14 protein-coding genes are annotated in these 15,264 nt (G+C 64.4%); 7 read left to right on the top strand and 7 right to left on the bottom strand.

Annotated elements, in window-relative coordinates; genetic code table 11:
• The first annotated feature begins 265 nt into the window (after nucleotides 1-265).
• Nucleotides 266-499, top strand: a complete 234-nt coding sequence (locus OWC48_RS30690; protein WP_282523338.1) for a DUF3551 domain-containing protein — start codon at nucleotides 266-268, stop codon at nucleotides 497-499.
• Between the two features lie 337 nt (nucleotides 500-836).
• On the top strand, nucleotides 837-2,375 hold the full coding sequence (locus tag OWC48_RS30685; RefSeq protein WP_282523337.1) for a heme peroxidase family protein: 1,539 nt from the start codon (nucleotides 837-839) through the stop codon (nucleotides 2,373-2,375).
• Nucleotides 2,376-2,543: 168 nt separating this feature from the next.
• Here OWC48_RS30685 and OWC48_RS30680 read toward each other — a convergent pair whose 3' ends face one another.
• The 4 genes from OWC48_RS30680 to OWC48_RS30665 all read right to left on the bottom strand — a co-directional run bounded on the left by OWC48_RS30680 (nucleotide 2,544) and on the right by OWC48_RS30665 (nucleotide 6,603).
• Nucleotides 2,544-2,909, bottom strand: coding sequence for a hypothetical protein (locus tag OWC48_RS30680; RefSeq protein WP_282523336.1), 366 nt, complete (start codon nucleotides 2,907-2,909; stop codon nucleotides 2,544-2,546).
• Nucleotides 2,910-3,594: 685 nt separating this feature from the next.
• On the bottom strand, nucleotides 3,595-4,242 hold the full coding sequence (locus OWC48_RS30675) for a hypothetical protein (protein WP_282523335.1): 648 nt from the start codon (nucleotides 4,240-4,242) through the stop codon (nucleotides 3,595-3,597).
• 256 nt (nucleotides 4,243-4,498) lie between these two features.
• The gene (locus OWC48_RS30670) at nucleotides 4,499-5,017 is read right to left on the bottom strand and encodes a hypothetical protein (RefSeq protein WP_282523334.1); all 519 of its coding nucleotides are present in this window, start codon (nucleotides 5,015-5,017) and stop codon (nucleotides 4,499-4,501) included.
• Between the two features lie 38 nt (nucleotides 5,018-5,055).
• Nucleotides 5,056-6,603, bottom strand: a complete 1,548-nt coding sequence (locus OWC48_RS30665) for an acetolactate synthase large subunit (protein WP_282523333.1) — start codon at nucleotides 6,601-6,603, stop codon at nucleotides 5,056-5,058.
• 378 nt (nucleotides 6,604-6,981) lie between these two features.
• Here OWC48_RS30665 and OWC48_RS30660 point away from each other — a divergent pair, with 378 nt between their 5' ends.
• Both OWC48_RS30660 and OWC48_RS30655 read left to right on the top strand, forming a co-directional pair.
• Nucleotides 6,982-7,560, top strand: a complete 579-nt coding sequence (locus OWC48_RS30660; RefSeq protein ID WP_282523332.1) for a L,D-transpeptidase — start codon at nucleotides 6,982-6,984, stop codon at nucleotides 7,558-7,560.
• A gap of 84 nt (nucleotides 7,561-7,644) precedes the next feature.
• Nucleotides 7,645-8,460, top strand: a complete 816-nt coding sequence (locus OWC48_RS30655) for a DUF2927 domain-containing protein (protein WP_282523331.1) — start codon at nucleotides 7,645-7,647, stop codon at nucleotides 8,458-8,460.
• Between the two features lie 191 nt (nucleotides 8,461-8,651).
• Here the strand turns inward: OWC48_RS30655 and OWC48_RS30650 are convergent, their stop codons facing one another.
• Genes OWC48_RS30650 through OWC48_RS30640 form a run of 3 tightly spaced genes read right to left on the bottom strand, consistent with a single transcriptional unit; the run spans nucleotide 8,652 to nucleotide 11,571 of the window.
• Entirely contained in the window at nucleotides 8,652-9,791 is a 1,140-nt protein-coding gene (locus tag OWC48_RS30650) for an alanine racemase (protein ID WP_282523330.1), read from the bottom strand.
• Entirely contained in the window at nucleotides 9,781-10,434 is a 654-nt protein-coding gene (locus OWC48_RS30645; RefSeq protein WP_282523329.1) for a transcriptional regulator, read from the bottom strand. Before OWC48_RS30645 ends, OWC48_RS30650 begins: the two co-directional genes overlap by 11 nt.
• A gap of 9 nt (nucleotides 10,435-10,443) precedes the next feature.
• Nucleotides 10,444-11,571, bottom strand: a complete 1,128-nt coding sequence (locus OWC48_RS30640; protein ID WP_282523328.1) for a threonine synthase — start codon at nucleotides 11,569-11,571, stop codon at nucleotides 10,444-10,446.
• Between the two features lie 377 nt (nucleotides 11,572-11,948).
• Here OWC48_RS30640 and OWC48_RS30635 point away from each other — a divergent pair, with 377 nt between their 5' ends.
• The 3 genes from OWC48_RS30635 (at nucleotide 11,949) to upp (ending at nucleotide 15,263) form a co-directional block, all read left to right on the top strand.
• Entirely contained in the window at nucleotides 11,949-13,205 is a 1,257-nt protein-coding gene (locus tag OWC48_RS30635) for a GTP cyclohydrolase II (RefSeq protein WP_282523327.1), read from the top strand.
• Nucleotides 13,206-13,212: 7 nt separating this feature from the next.
• Nucleotides 13,213-14,451, top strand: a complete 1,239-nt coding sequence (locus OWC48_RS30630; protein WP_282523326.1) for a URC4/urg3 family protein — start codon at nucleotides 13,213-13,215, stop codon at nucleotides 14,449-14,451.
• A 182-nt stretch (nucleotides 14,452-14,633) separates the two neighbouring features.
• Nucleotides 14,634-15,263 carry a uracil phosphoribosyltransferase gene (gene upp / locus OWC48_RS30625; protein WP_282523325.1) on the top strand — a complete coding sequence of 210 codons (630 nt, stop codon included), beginning with the start codon at nucleotides 14,634-14,636 and terminating at the stop codon, nucleotides 15,261-15,263.
• Nucleotide 15,264: the final 1 nt, after the last annotated feature.

The raw sequence follows: 15,264 nt of genomic DNA, 5'->3' as shown, positions 1-15,264 counted from the left end.
CCTCCAAAATACCTGATCCGCAAAATACCTGATCCGGATCAGACAAGCCTAGTTTTCCAGGATCGACGCGCGCAAGTCTTCTCACGATAGGCCCGGACCCCCACCGCGAACTGTGGCGTAGATCACATTGCTGGCCGCCGGCTGCGTCATGATGTGCCATGTCGCGAACGCACGGCATTCCGCCGACACCAAGATAGGCATGACATGCCTCAGACGAGCCCGGCTCGCTGACGTTCCCGTCCACTCGCTCTCGAAGGAGATTGAAATGCGTCGCATCATCCTCACTCTCGCATCGTTCGCCGCCCTGGTCGCCGTAGCATCCCCGGCCGCCCAGGCACATCCTGCAAACGATCGATATTGCCTGCAGGGACGCATGTGGGGTTATCCCGGCAACTGCCAGTTCGCGAGCTATCAGCAGTGCCTCGCCACCGCCTCCGGCACGTCGGCCTATTGCGGCATCAATCCGCGCTACGCGTTCTCGCAGCAGTATGCCTACTGACGACATCGCGGCGTGCGCGCATGACGCGCACGCCGCCACACTTATTGCGTGAAGACGATCCACTTCGACGACAGTCCGGCGAACTCATTTGCGCGAAGCCGCTTTGCGCATGCCGATGACGAGAATGTTATCCGTCATCGCTCCGGGAAAAATTTGCAAAGCGCGGCCGCAGCTTGTTCGCAACGCTCCCTCCCGGAACAACATCGATGTCGCGCGCTGTGTGAAGCAGATCGCTTGTGGCACCCAATCGCCTGATCTAGCGTGACCTGCATATTCTGTTGCGAACAACTTTAGCTTTATTCGTTGCACGTCGTGACTTTTCAGGGAGGTGTTTTCAATGAGCAGCCGCCACAGCATTGTTCCGCGCGGTCTGAACGCAACGCGTTCGCCGCTTTCCCAGGGCCGCTTCGGACGCATGTTCCGCAAGCTCAGGCCGGCGAAATTCGGTCCGAACGACGCCGACAATGTCGCGAACCTTTCGGCGCTGGCCGACAAGATGGTCGCCGACTTTGATGCTCCGAAGGACGGGCCGGACGCAGAGGAGAGCGGCATTCCCGCGCTCTACACTTATTTCGGCCAGTTCATCGACCACGACATCACCTTCGATCCGGTCAGCTCGCTGACCAAGCAGCAGGACCCCGACGGGCTCGTCGACTTCCGCACGCCGTCGCTCGATCTGGACAATCTCTACGGCCGCGGTCCGAACGATCAGCCCTACATGTATGACGGGATCAAGTTCCGCCTCGGCGAGAAGCTGACCGGCGCGGGCGTGCCCGATGCCAGCGACCTGCCGCGCTTCAAGGGCCGCGCCCTGATCGGTGATCCCCGCAACGACGAGAACAGCATCGTCTCGCAGTTCCAGGCCTTGATGCTGCGCTTTCACAACCGCATGGTCGACGACAATGACAACCTGTCGTTCGAGGACGTGCAGCAGCGCGTCCGCTTCCATTATCAATACGTGGTGCTGAACGACTTCCTGCCGCGCATCGTCCACGCCAGCGTGCTGGACGAGCTGAGGACCGCGGGCCAGTACGACCGCAGCAAGCTCGCCCACTATCACTGGAAGACCTATCCGTTCATGCCGGTCGAATTCTCGGTTGCGGCCTACCGTCTCGGCCATTCCATGATCCGCCCCGGCTATCGGCTGAACGATGCGGACAACATGCTGTTGCAGATTTTCCCCGATCCCCACAATCCCGACAAGAACGCGCTGACCGGCTTCCGCGCCATGGGCCCGGGACGCGCCATGGACTGGGGCCGCTTCATCGATCTGGACACGCGCCCTTACGGTGTCGAGGACGACGACACCAATCCCGACAATAAGCGGCGGCTGCAGTTCGCCTATCGCATCGACGCCTCGCTGGTCGACCCGCTGCGCAAGCTGCCGCCGGAGGTCGCGTCCAATCCGTCGTCGCTGGCGCTGCGCAATCTCGAGCGCAGCTGGCGGCTCGGCCTGCCCTCAGGCCAGGCCGTCGCCAGGGCGATGAACCTGACGCCGCTGACGGACGATCAGATCATCATCGGCAAGGCCGTCGACGAGCCCGGCGCGGGCGATCCGCAAACCGGGATCGCGACCATTGCGAGTGGCGTGTTTGCCGGCAATTGCCCGCTCTGGACCTACATCCTGGCCGAGGCGCGGCAATTCCAGACCGCGGTGACGATCCCGGCCACCGGCGCGCCAACGACCGGAATCAACACGCCGCAGCTCGGCCCCGTCGGCGGTCGCATCGTTGCCGAGGTCTTCCTCGGCATGATGTTCGGCGACAATTCCTCCGTGCTGTCGCTCGACCCGCAATGGACGCCGGTGACCGGCTCTGGCTTCGCGCTGAAGGACCTCGTCGCCTACGCGCTCGGCCAGGGCGATCCGCTGCACTGAGCCTGCGACGGAAGATGATGCAGGGCCGCTCGCGTCACGCGGGCGGCTTTGTACTCACCAGTCGCGTCCGGTCTTCTCTTGGAAGGCGACATTGGAAACGACATGCATCATGTCGGCCTTGGGCCACAACCGGACTCGGCCTTTCCAAGATAACAGACCTTCATCCACCTACTGTTTATTACGGTCCTTGCTTGATCGCCTTGGAGGGACGAGCTCGGGGTGGGCTGAGACAAATGCGGCCTGTAAGCACGTGAGCAGTTCGACGTAACTTTGCATCTCTATCGACGCAGGGCCCTCGCAACGATTGCGAACATCACTGGGACTGGTGGCCCACAAAGTGCTTATTTGTTGTTGCGCCTGCTTTTCGTCTTTCATGCAGTCCGAGAAAATCTGAACGGCGGTCAGTCCCAGTGCTTTGGCATTCTCTACTGTTGCCTTGCACAGCGCCTCCACATTCAGCACCGGAACCTTATCAGCGACCGGTATCGGGACCGGTTGGCCCACTAGGGCCAGCGATAAGAATGCAATCTTCATTTTCAGTCCCCTGCAAATAGACGTTCCCGCTTCGCGAGCTCCGCAGGTCCAGAAAATCACCTTTGATCCGGCGCAAGGCTTCGCAGCTTCCATGCCTGGAGCGGTGAAGCGAAGGAGGGGTTACGACCTTGGCGGCGTCAGGTAATGCCCGCTTAGGGTCAACATCAGAGGAACCCTGGTTGACCCTGGTTGAGTATATCGAGCCCACTTCACTCCAAAGAGTGGACTCTAGCGGACATACCGGGTCGGCCGGTTGGAGTCACAAGCTGACATCACCTTTAGCAGGTAACTCCCGTTGCGCAGCGGCGCACCGCCCGTCGATCGGTTCTCCGCGCAACGCCAGCGACGCTCGTTGCAGTTGCCGGTCTTCCTACTCGGGCGTAAGCATTGTCCGACGATACGGACAACCCCTTCTCTTGCGACCACTGAACCGAAATCGGGGCGGCGCACAATATCGTCGCTCCCACCAAAATTGCGCCAAACATGCTCATCTTTTTCATGAGATTGTCCTCGCCAATAGTGATAGCTGCGGGTTCTGCATGCGAGATTTCCAGGTCTTCGTACTTGATCCAAATCAAGCGATTCAAATTGCTTGACCTGTCAAGGCGCGACCGCCCCGACGCAGGTGAGACGTCAAGGCCATCCGCTTGGTAGTTGACCACTTCCGAACGCAAAAGCCTTCGTTTCACCAGTTCCAGCCGCCGTAGTAGCGTGGAATCAGCGTCGGTCGTCCGGTGACGTAACTGCGGTTGGCGTAGCCGCCGTAATAGTCGGCAGGGTAGCCGCCAGCGGCATAGGCGTCGCCGTAGTAGCGCGGAATTAGCGTTGGCCGTCCGGTGACGTAACTGCGGTTGGCGTACCCGTCGTAATAGCCGGCAGGGGAGCCGCCAGCTGCATAGCTGCTGCCGTAGTAGCGCGGAAACAGCGTTGGCCGCCCAGTGACGTAGCTGCGATTGGCGTAGCCGTCGTAGTAGCCAGGACTGGCGTAATAACTGCCATAATAATTGCTAGGGGCGCCCCACCCGGTGTCTACATGAGGGCCGCCACGATAGTACCCAAAAGGTGAGGTGGCCGCTATCGCGCCCGTCCCAATCGCGCCGGCCGCCAAGCCAGCACCGACCACACCAGCACCGTAGCCGTACGCAGCCCGCCGGTAATGGCGACGCGCAACGCCGGCACCGCTAAGGGGTGTCAATGGGCGACCAATCCGCGCCTGCGCGCTCTCAACTGACAGCGAGACACCGCGCTGTTCAGACCAGCTGAACGAGAACAACGTCGCGCACACGAAGGCCGAGGTTGCAATTGCAACTTTGCTCAGACTCATCTGCTTCATGGACGTTCTCCACTATCCACTAAGCCTGCCCCATAGAATGAATGCATGGTCGCTGTTGGAGGGCATTGCGCCAGATCAAGGGACTTCGACGGAGCTGCTCGCTTTAGTTCAGTTAGAAGTGCTGACGCATTGAAGACACCTCTTGCTGGGCGCTTCGGGCACGTCAGCGTCAGCTATGGGTGATAAGCAGTCGATATTGGCGGAGCGAGATGACTTCCGCTTTGTCTCCGAAATCTAACGTTGATGAGCACACGCCCTAATGCGCAGCCCCGAGGTCGGTCTCGGCGAGGCGCGTTGCGAACCAGCGCGACAGCGAGTCTTCCACGACGCCGCTGACATAGACCTCCGAAATCGTCACATGGTGTCTGTCCAGCACCAGCAGCACGCCGATCCAGTAGGCGAACCAGACATGGGCGTCGGTCAGCGCCATCAGCTTGTGCTGGTCGTGCTCGAGCGAGGTGTGATTGCTCGCCTTGCGGATCTCGACGGCGAGCAGATTGTTCGGGATCTCGCGCTGATGGACGACGACGTCGGGGTAGATCGACTTTCCCAGATGATCGTCGGTGGAGACGATGGTGCCGTGCGGCAGGTGCAGCGTGCGCTCGCCGAGGCGATCGTAGTTGCAATCGACTGACCAGCCGGCGAATTGCCGCTCCAGATAGACGGCGAAGCGGTGCGTCACCGCCCGCTCGCCGACGTCCTTCTCGAACAAGAAGCCTTCGTGGGCGTAGAGGTCCCGGAGCGCCGCGATCACCTTGTTCAGCTCGGTCTGCATCGTGCCCCCCGGCCCTCGGCGCTGCCTGATGCTGCGCCCTACATCTGGACTTCGATCAGCCGCGGCCCGGGCTCGGCGACGGCTTCGGCGAGAGCCTTGTTGAACTCTTCGGCATTGGTGACCGCGCGGCCGGGGACGCCCATGCCCTTCGCCAGCCCGACGAAATCCAGCGTCGGACGGTCGAGCCGCAGCATGTCGTTGGCGCGCTGGCCGGGCTCGCCGGCGCCGACATTGTCGAACTCGCCGCGCAGGATCTGGTAGATGCGGTTGGCGAACACGATGGTGACGATGTTGAGGTTCTCGCGGGCCTGCGTCCACAGCGACTGGATCGTGTACATCGCGCTGCCGTCGCCGACCATGGTGATCACCTTGCGATCCGGACAGGCGATCGCGGCGCCGATCGACAGCGGCGTGGAGAAGCCGATCGAGCCGCCCATGTTCTGGAGCCAGTCGTGCGGAGCGGCCGCCGCCGTCGGCGGGAAGAAGCCGCGGCCGGTGGTCAGCGATTCGTCGACCATGATCGCGTTCTCGGGGATGGCGCATGCGATCGCCTGCGCGATCGAGGCGAAGGTCAGCGCGCCGGTCGGCTGCACCAGCTCAGCCAAGGCCTGCGGCTTGACGTCCTTCGCGCTCGCCCTCACCGCGCCGGCCAGCGCTTCGAGTGCCGCGACCGAATTCTCGCCCCAGGTGGTCATGCGGTGCACCTCGCAGCCCTCGGGCTTGAGCATGCTCGGCTTGTTCGGATAGGCGAAGAACGCCACGGGATCATCGGACTCGATCAGCACGATGTGGCGGAACTTCTCCAGCATCGGCAGCGCGTTCTCGATCACGTAATGGATGCGGTCGATCGAGAAGCGGCCGCGGCCGCGCGCCATCTTCGGGCGGAAGGTCGGCCCCATCACGGTGCAGCCGGTCTTGCCGGCGATGCGCTCGGCCAGCGCCAGGCCCTTTTCGCTCAGCGCGCTGCCGGTCATCAGCAGCAGCGTGCGCTCGCCGTCGCCGTGCAGGATTTTTGCGGCCTGCTCGACCGCCTGCGGCGAATAGCTCGCGCGCTGCTGCTCGGCCGGCACCTCGGCGATGCCGTCGGCCTCGTTCCAGGCGGTGTCGGCGGGCAGGATCAGGGTCGCGATCTGCGGCGGCGCGCTTTTGGCGGCGGCGATCGCGGCGGCGCCGTCGGCGGCGACCGATTTGGAATCCGGCGAGGTGCGGACCCAGGACGACATCGGCCGGGCCAGGCCCTCGATGTCGGAGGTCAGCGGCGCGTTGTAGCCGATGTGGTACACCGCGTGCTGGCCGACGATGTTGACGATGCCGGAATTCGCCTTCTTGGCGTTGTGCAGATTGGCAAGGCCGTTGGCGAGGCCGGGGCCGAGATGCAGCAGCGTCGAGGCCGGCGTGCCCTTCATGCGGAAATAGCCGTCGGCGGCGCCGGTCACCACGCCTTCGAACAGGCCGAGCACGCAGCGCATGCCCGGCACGCGGTCGAGCGCCGCGACAAAATGCATCTCGGAGGTGCCCGGATTGGTGAAGCAGACGTCCACCCCACCCTTGACCATCGTCCGCACCAGGCTTTCCGCACCGTTCATTCTTCAGCTCCCGCGACCGGCAATGTCCAATAATCCGTCCGATCAATCATTGTTCGCTCGTCTCGTCAAAGCAATAGCCGGCATCGCGGCCCTGCCCCGCGCGACGATGCGCCGGTTTGGCTAATGCCCCGTTCCGATGGAATTGGAACGGGCATTAGATTCTTGTTTTGACGCGTTTTCTTGATGCGAACCGGTATCCACTTCGCTTGAAAACGCTCTAACGCTTTCCGGCAAATTGGCGCGGTTGCCGATTTGGTAACGCCAATCATTAAGTATGGTGTATTTGTAAAGGACCTGCCTCACGGGGCCGTGGCTTGCGAAAAGCCCGCAAATATGGCCTGTAAGTTCAGTTGATCGATTTTTTGCTGGGGGGAAACAATGATCCGGTTTTTTGCCGCACCGATTGCCGCCATCGCATTGCTGTCGACCGCCGCCGGCGGCGCATTCGCCGAGGGGTTCGACTCGCGTGACATCATGGGCTTCGGCCCGAGCTTCTTCCGCGGCGGCTCGAGCCCGATCCCCCGCACCACGGTCTACTATAACGGCAATTACGCACCCGGCACGGTCGTGGTGAACACCAGCGAGCGCCGCCTCTATCTGGTACTCCAGAACGGCCAGGCGCTGCGCTATGGCATCGGCGTCGGCCGCGACGGCTTCCGCTGGGGCGGGGTGCACAAAATCACCGCCAAGAAGGAATGGCCGGACTGGACGCCGCCGTCGCAGATGCTGGCCCGCCGGCCCGACCTGCCGCGCCACATGAAGGGCGGCATCGAGAATCCGCTCGGCGCGCGCGCGATGTATCTGGGCTCGACGCTGTACCGCATCCACGGCTCCAACGAGCCGGAGACGATCGGCCAGGCCGTGTCCTCGGGCTGCTTCCGCATGACCAACGAGGACGTCAGCGATCTCTACAGCCGCGTCTCGGTCGGCACCAAGGTGGTCGTGCTCAACAACTAGCCGCCGGCGAACTGCGGGAACCCGCAGGGCGCGTGAATATGCGGTCTTGTGCGTCGCTTCCGAATACGGCAGCGTCGGGACGCAATGAGCGCATTGGCCCCGCCTTCGTCAGGCTTTCGCATCGCCCTGCTGGCGCTCGCCACTTTCGCGTTCGTCCCTGACACCGCTACCATCGCCGTCGCGGGCGAATTGCCCGCGATCGCCTCGCGCCAGCGCGCCGAGAAGAAGAGCTTCACCGACGGCGAGATCGTCGAAGGCTTCCTGAAGACGGCGTTCGGCGCCGAATACCACCTCGCCGGCCGCGTCGACCGCATCCGGAAGTTCGACGGGCCGGTGCGCGTCTACGCCGAGAGCGAGCGCGCCGACCGCAAGACGCAGCTCGCCAAGGTCGTGGCCGACATCGGCAGGCGCGTGCAGCATCTCGACATCGCCATGATCGACACCAGCGAGGCCGCGAATGTGCGGGTGAAGCTGGTTCGCGACCGCGACCTGTTTCGGACGATTTCCAGCTTCTACGGCGCGGAGAAGGCGCGCGAGATCCGCACCTCGCTCGATCCGCAATGCCTGTCGGGCTTCCGCAAGAACGACAATTTCGAGATCGAGCATTCCGACGTGATCCTCACCGTCGACAACGGCGATTTCACCTTCCTCGACTGCGCCTATGAGGAATTGTTGCAATCGCTCGGCCCGATCAACGACACCGCGAGCGTGCCGTGGACCATGTTCAACGACAATGTGTCGATGGGCTATTTCGACGTCTACGACCAGTACATCCTCAACCTGCTCTACGATCCCCGCATCAAGGCCGGCATGACCGTGCAGGAGGTCAGGGCGGTGCTGCCCCAGGTGCTCGCCGATGTGCGCGCCTGGGTGAAGCGCGTGAATGACCTGAAGGAGTAGGTGCTGTTACCCTCCCCTCGAGGGGGAGGGTCGGCTCGCATTTGAGCGAAGCGAAAATGTGAGACGGGGTGGGGTGACAGTCTCTCCACCGAAGCGCTGCCCGTGTGGAGAGATCACCCCACCCCGCTCGCGCTGCGCGCGATCGACCCTCCCCCTCCAGGGAGGGTAAGCAAGGCCCCGCGACGCACTTCCTACCACCCATTGATCCGCGGCCAGACCGCGCTGACTCCGCCTTCACCATCCAGCACCTGATAGCGATCATATTGTGCGCCGGTCGCGCAGGCGTGGTTGGTGAGGATGCGGATGCGGGAGCCAATGGGCAGGTCGGGCAGCGCGGCATTCGAGCCTTTTCGAAGCGCTATGATGCCGTGCTCCTGGTTGGCATCGGTGACGATGAGGTCCGGGTACGGTTTTCCGGCGAGATCGCAGACCACGCCATAACCCTGGTCGAGCGCCTGTTTCGCCGTGCTGCGGTCGCGCGACAGCGCCATCCAGCCGGCATCAGCGATGATCCAGCCTTTTGCCGTCTGGTGGCCGATGACGGTGGCAAGCACGGAGAGCACGAGATCGTCCATTGCCACCGAGCTGACGCCGGCCTGATAGAGGTCGCCGAACATGAAGACGCCGGCGCGCACCTCGGTAATGCCTGTCAGGTCGCGCACATAACGCGCGGTCGGTGTCGCGCCGACGCTGACGACGGGACAAGGCAGACCTGCGCTGCGCAAGGCGTTCGCCGCAGTCACGGCGGCGATGCGTTCCGCTTCTGCCGCATCCGCGATGGCTGCGGGATCGTTCAGTGCGTAGCTGTCGCCAGCGTGCAGCAACACGCCGCGCAAGGTCGCGCCACCTGCGACCAGACGCCTGCCGATGGCGACCAGCGTTGCCGCGTCGGTCGGAGCGACGCCGGAGCGATGGCCGTCCGCGTCAACCTCGACCAGCGCCGGAACCGCGTCGCCGGTGCTCGCGGCATGTGCGGCGACGGCGTCAGCTTGTTCGATGCTATCGAGGATCACGGCGAGATCGGCGCCGGTGGCGCGGATGGCGGAGACGCGATCGAGCTTCGCGGGTGCGATGCCGACGGCGTAGATCATGTCGCGCACGCCGCCGGCCGCGAAATATTCGGCCTCGCGCAGCGTCGAGACCGTTGCCGGCCCAGCGGCCGAGGTCATCGCGATGCGGGCGACGTCGAGCGATTTTGCGGTCTTCAGATGCGGGCGGAAGGCCACGCCGAGAGGCGCGAGATGCGCCTTCATCCGCGCGACATTGGCGCGGAGCCGCTGCTCGTCGAGCAGCAGACAGGGCGTTTCGAGGTCCAACAGATTAGCGGGCATCGGCATACACCGTGGCACGCGACACCCCGAGATGGGCCGCGATGATGTCCGAGGATCGACGTACCTGCATGCAGCCGGCGTCCCGCAATTCGTGCAGCAGTGCGCGGCGATCTTCGGTGGTGAGCGCGCGGGGCGTGGTGGCGCGGCGCGCGGCGAACTGGTCGATATGAGCGCGGATGGCGTCCGCGCCCACGGGGATGAGCTGCTCGCGCGGGCTGTTGTTCGCATCGACGCTGACGAACTGGCCGATGGCGCTCTGCAAGCCCTGGAACAGCGTCAGGTCGACGTTGAGGCAGAGCGCAGCAACGTAAGAACCGTCCGCCCCCTTGATACCGATGGAGGTGCTCTTGGCCTGCCTTCCGTCGGCGAAGCTGTTGGCGTAGTTCGAAATCACCTGCGCATAGTCGGGGTCGGCAATGCGTGCGAGGCCAAGCTCGGTCGCGCCCTGGCCGACCTTGCGGCCCGAGAGGTTGTTGTGAATCGCGACGATCGCCTGCCGGGGATCAGTGAGATCGTGCAGCACGACCTCGCAGAACGGCGCGAAGGTCTCGCCCAGCCCTTGCGCGATCTGCTGCAGCTGATCGAACAGCAGTTTGCGCTCGGCGTTGGTTTTGCTCGATATGGCGGTCTTGCTGCGGCTCATCGCCTGACCTTATTGCACGAGATCGGCGACGGTGGTCGCGGCTTTCAGGCCGGTGCCGGTGAGCACCGCGACCGTGGTCTCCTTCGCCTTGATCGATCCGGCAGCGGAGAGTTTTTCCAATGCGGCGGCCGCGCTGGCGCTGGTCGGCTCCGCGAACAGGCCCTGCCGCGCAAGACGCCGCAAGGCTGCGACGATCTCGTCCTCGGTCAGTGCAACGGTGCCACCGCCGCTCTCGCGCAAGGCAGCGACGATCTCGCGCAGGCGCAGCGGATTCTTGATCGCGGTGCCCTCGGCGATGGTCTTGCTCACCTCGCGCGCGACGGGCGTATCGACGCCGGCCTTGAAGCTTGCGTCGATCGGCGAGCAGTTTTGCGGCTGCGCCGCGAACAGCCGCGGCAGCTTGGCGATCTGGCCGGCCTTGAGCAGCTCACGGAAACCGAAGGCGCACCCCAAGAGGCTGCTGCCGGCACCGACCGGAACGATGACGTTGTCGGGCGCGCGGAAACCAAACTCCTCCCAGATTTCATAGGCGAGCGATTTTGTGCCTTCGAGAAAAAACGGCTGCCAGTTGTGGCTGGCGTAAAAGGTCTGGCTCGACTGGCGAATGGCCTCGGCTTCCGACTCCTCGCGCGGGCCCTCGACGAGCTGCACCGTCGCGCCATAGGCGCGCACCTGCGCGATCTTGGCCGGCGACGTCGACGCGGGCGCCAGGATCTTCACGCGCATGCCGCCGGCAGCACCCAACCCGGCCATCGACGAGCCACCATTGCCGGAAGAGTCTTCGAGGATCGCGTCGACGCCGATCTGGCGCAGGAACGACAGCATCACCGCCGAGCCGCGGTCCTTGAAGCTGCCGGTCGGGTTGAACCATTCGAGCTTGAAGAACGGGCGCAGGTCGCCCCAGTCCTGCTGAACCAGCGGCGTGCAACCTTCGCCGAGCGTGATCGGACTGTTGATCTCCACCGGCAGCGCCGCCCGGTAGCGCCACAGGGACCGCGTGCGGCTGTCGATGTCTTCGCGCGAGATCCCTGCCCCCGGCGTCACCAGCAGCGGCGTGCGCTCGTCCGAGCACCAGCGCGGCTGCTCCAGCGCGTAAAGCTTTCCATTGCGGGGGTCGATGTAGCTGGCGGCGGGCATGGCGGACTCCAGGGCGAGGCGACCTAAACGTTTTGTCTGATTATGTACGTTTTGTCCAGTCTCGGCGCACGGCCACCACGCCGTCCTCTTGAAAACATAAAAAATATAACTACTTCAAATCCTTAGACCTATCGCGCGGATCGAATAGCAAGATTCGTCCAGAGCGAAAGTGCGGCCTTCGGGCGAGCCGGACCTGCCCGTCGGTGACGGCAATTTGGCCAGGGTCGCCTGCCCGGCGTAGCACCATTAACTTGTCTGTCGTCGTCAGCCGCTACAATATGTTGGATTGAGCTCGCGTCGCCGGTGTTCGGCACCGGCAACGCAAGTGAGCCAGGCCCGTCCGAGCGGCGGGCCGTCGGCTTTTTGGGAGCCTGGACATGAGCCGCGCGAACCGTACCGATCACATCCGCCTTACCTCCCATCCGGAGCCGGGCAAAAAGGCCGCGTTTCCGATTCACTGGGGCGCAGCCGACGCGCGCACCCGGGGGCCGATCATCGGCACGGTATCGCGCGCTGGGGATCGCAACGTGATCGGCAGCCATGGCGGCTCCTACGCGATGTACCGGGCGCTCGCGGTGTCCGCCGGCGCGCTCGATCCGATCCGCCGGCCCGACCTCACCAACACCTTTCCGGCCGCGACCATCGGGCCATTTGAGCAATGGCGCGATCCCGACAAGATCGTCGCGCTCGATCCCTGGGGGCATCTCGTCGCTGAGAATTTCGGCAAGGACATCGCCGAGGGCGTCGATATCCGTCCAAGCATCGCGGTGACGCGTGCGCGGCTCGACCTGCCTGAGATCCGCGAGGCGCTGGCCGCAAAACGGCTGCGCGCCGACGGCGAGGTCGTGCACGCCAATGGCAGCGTCTCCGTGGTGAAGATCGCGATCGATCCGGTCTGGTACCTGCCGGGCCTTGCGACGCGCTTCGGCACCGGCGAGACCGAGCTGCGGCGCACGCTGTTCGAGCAGACCGCCGGCATGTTCCCCGAGCTGGTCACGCGTCCGGACATGAAGGTGTTTCTGCCGCCGATCGGCGGCACCACCGTCTACATGTTCGGCGATGTGACAAAACTGCCGGACCACCGCACCAAGATCACCTGCCGCGTGCATGACGAGTGCAACGGCTCCGACGTGTTCGGCTCCGACATCTGCACCTGTCGGCCCTATCTCATCCACGGCATCGAGGAATCCGCGCGCGGCGCGCAGGAGGGCGGGCTCGGGCTCGTCATCTACAACCGCAAGGAAGGCCGCGCGCTCGGCGAGGTCACCAAATTCCTGGTCTACAATGCGCGCAAGCGCCAGGAGGACGGCGACGCGGCGGCCGCCTATTTCGAGCGCACCGAATGCGTCGCCGGCGTCCAGGACGCGCGCTTCCAGCAATTGATGCCGGATACGATCCACTGGCTCGGCCTGAAGCGCATCGATCGCTTCCTGTCGATGAGCGACATGAAATACGACGCGCTGACCTCGCAAGGCATCGACATCGTCGAGCGCGTGCCGATCCCGCTGGAGCTGATCCCGGCCGACGCCCATGTCGAGATCGCCGCGAAGAAGGCCGCCGGCTACTACACCACCGACATCGCGCCGGAGAAGGACGTGGACGGCGTGGTCGGGCGCTCGCTGGAAAAGTACTGATCGCGCGATGGCGGAGGCTTTGGAACAACAGGCCCGCTCCCTGCTCAGCGCAGGAGCGGTTCGCGCGCGTGCCGCAAAAATGCTCGAGATCGGCCTCGCCGGCGGGCTCCGGCACTTCACGATAGACCTCGACCGCATGGATGGCGTGGCGGAGGCCGTGATCGCGGTCACGCGCAAGGCCTATCCGACGCTGGACATCCCCTTCCATGCCCGCTGGCGGCATTTCGTGCTCGGCGGCGTCGATCGCTGGGCGGGCCTTGCCGACAAAGTATCGTGGCCGGATCGCGCGGCGCGTGCGCGCGCGGAGTTCGACCTCGCCATCGTCAGCGTGCTGCTCGACGCAGGTGCGGGAGCCACGTGGCGCTATCGCGACGCCGGGACCGGCGAAAGTATCGGCCGATCGGAGGGGCTCGCCATCGCAAGCCTCGACATGTTTGCAGGCGGCCTGTTCTCCGGCGATGCGCGTACACCGTTCAGGGCCGATGCAGACGTGCTGGCGAAACTACCGCTCGCCTCCCTCACCTCCGCCTTTCAGGTGAGCGATGCCAATCCGCTGCTCGGTCTCGACGGACGCACTGACCTGCTGCGGCGTCTGGGCAAGCTGGTTGCTGAGCGTGCGGAGATTTTCGGCCTGCACGATACGCCGCGGCCAGGCGGCCTGTTCGATCACATCGCGGCGCAGGCTGTGGGCGGCGCGGTCGCCGCGCCCGCCATCCTGTCCGCAGTGCTGAACCAGCTTGGACCGATCTGGCCGTCACGGCTCGAGCTCGCCGGGATTCCGCTCGGTGATTGCTGGCGTCATCCGACCATCAAAGCTGACGACGCAACGGCAGGCCTCGTGCCCCTGCACAAGCTGTCGCAATGGCTGAGCTATTCGTTGATCGAACCGCTGCAGCGCGCCGGCTTTGACGTCACCGACATCGACGGCCTCACCGGGCTTGCCGAGTACCGCAATGGCGGCCTGTTCGTCGATCACGAGGTGCTGCGCCTGCGCGATCCCGCCGATGCCGAGCGCGCGCATGCGGTGGATTCCCTGCTCGTCGTGGAGTGGCGCGCGCTCACCGTCGCGCTGCTCGACCGGCTTGCGGGCAGCATCCGCGCCAGGCTCGGCCGCACGCCCGAGACCTTGCCCCTCGCAAGCATTCTCGAAGGTGGCAGCTGGGCTGCCGGCCGCGCCATCGCCTTCGCGCGCCGGCCCGACGGTTCGCCGCCGCTCAAGGTGATCAGCGACGGTACGGTTTTTTAAACCCTCTCCCCCTGTGGGAGAGGGTGGCTTCGCGAAAGCGAAGCCGGGTGAGGGGTTGTCTCCGCGAAGACATCTCTCACTTGAGTTCGCGGAGAGAACCCCTCATCCGGCGCGCGTTGCGCGCCACCTTCTCCCACAAGGGGAGAAGGAAGAAGCGCCGCCTCGTCGGTCAGGAGCAACATATGGAAGGCGTCACGATCGTCGATCATCCGCTGGTGCAGCACAAGCTGACGCTGGTGCGGGACAAGTCCATCTCGACCAAGTCCTTCCGCGAGCTGATCAAGGAGATCGGCATGCTCCTGTGCTACGAGATCACGCGGGATCTGCCGCTCGCCGATACCGTCATCGAGACGCCGCTGGCGACGATGCATTCGGCCAAGATCGCCGGCAAGAAGCTGGTGTTCGTGCCGATGCTGCGCGCCGGCACGACCTTCGTCGAGGGCATGATGGATCTGGTGCCGACCGCGCGCGTCGCCCATATCGGCATCTACCGCGAGCCGCACAGTTTTGCCGCTGTCGAATATTTCTTCAAATCGCCGTCCGACCTCAGCGAGCGCCTGGCGATCGTGGTGACCCCGGTGGTCGCCACCGCCAACACCGCCGTCGCCGCAATCGACCGGCTGAAGGAGCGCGGCGCCAGGGACATCCGCCTCGCCTGCCTGATCGCGGCCCCTGAAGGGCTCGAACGGCTGCGCGGACTGCACCCCGACGTTCCGATCTGGACGGCTGCGATGGACGAAGGTCTCGACGAGAACGGCTTTATCCTGCCGGGCCTCGGCGATGCCGGCGACCGCGCTTACGGGACGCGGTAGG

The sequence above is a fragment of the Bradyrhizobium sp. Arg816 genome, from assembly GCF_029989365.1.
Classification (GTDB): domain Bacteria; phylum Pseudomonadota; class Alphaproteobacteria; order Rhizobiales; family Xanthobacteraceae; genus Bradyrhizobium.
Note: the sequence above shows the minus strand (reverse complement) of the source record. Positions and strands in the feature narration are given on the sequence as shown.

Coding starts and splice junctions, on each gene's coding strand:
- OWC48_RS30650 (WP_282523330.1), bottom strand. CDS start 9,791: ATGCCCGCTAATCTGTTGGACCTCGAAACGCCCTGTCTGCTGCTCGAC.
- OWC48_RS30665 (WP_282523333.1), bottom strand. CDS start 6,603: ATGAACGGTGCGGAAAGCCTGGTGCGGACGATGGTCAAGGGTGGGGTG.
- OWC48_RS30680 (WP_282523336.1), bottom strand. CDS start 2,909: ATGAAGATTGCATTCTTATCGCTGGCCCTAGTGGGCCAACCGGTCCCG.
- OWC48_RS30655 (WP_282523331.1), top strand. CDS start 7,645: ATGAGCGCATTGGCCCCGCCTTCGTCAGGCTTTCGCATCGCCCTGCTG.
- OWC48_RS30685 (WP_282523337.1), top strand. CDS start 837: ATGAGCAGCCGCCACAGCATTGTTCCGCGCGGTCTGAACGCAACGCGT.
- OWC48_RS30660 (WP_282523332.1), top strand. CDS start 6,982: ATGATCCGGTTTTTTGCCGCACCGATTGCCGCCATCGCATTGCTGTCG.
- OWC48_RS30690 (WP_282523338.1), top strand. CDS start 266: ATGCGTCGCATCATCCTCACTCTCGCATCGTTCGCCGCCCTGGTCGCC.
- OWC48_RS30675 (WP_282523335.1), bottom strand. CDS start 4,242: ATGAAGCAGATGAGTCTGAGCAAAGTTGCAATTGCAACCTCGGCCTTC.
- OWC48_RS30630 (WP_282523326.1), top strand. CDS start 13,213: ATGGCGGAGGCTTTGGAACAACAGGCCCGCTCCCTGCTCAGCGCAGGA.
- upp (WP_282523325.1), top strand. CDS start 14,634: ATGGAAGGCGTCACGATCGTCGATCATCCGCTGGTGCAGCACAAGCTG.
- OWC48_RS30635 (WP_282523327.1), top strand. CDS start 11,949: ATGAGCCGCGCGAACCGTACCGATCACATCCGCCTTACCTCCCATCCG.
- OWC48_RS30670 (WP_282523334.1), bottom strand. CDS start 5,017: ATGCAGACCGAGCTGAACAAGGTGATCGCGGCGCTCCGGGACCTCTAC.
- OWC48_RS30640 (WP_282523328.1), bottom strand. CDS start 11,571: ATGCCCGCCGCCAGCTACATCGACCCCCGCAATGGAAAGCTTTACGCG.
- OWC48_RS30645 (WP_282523329.1), bottom strand. CDS start 10,434: ATGAGCCGCAGCAAGACCGCCATATCGAGCAAAACCAACGCCGAGCGC.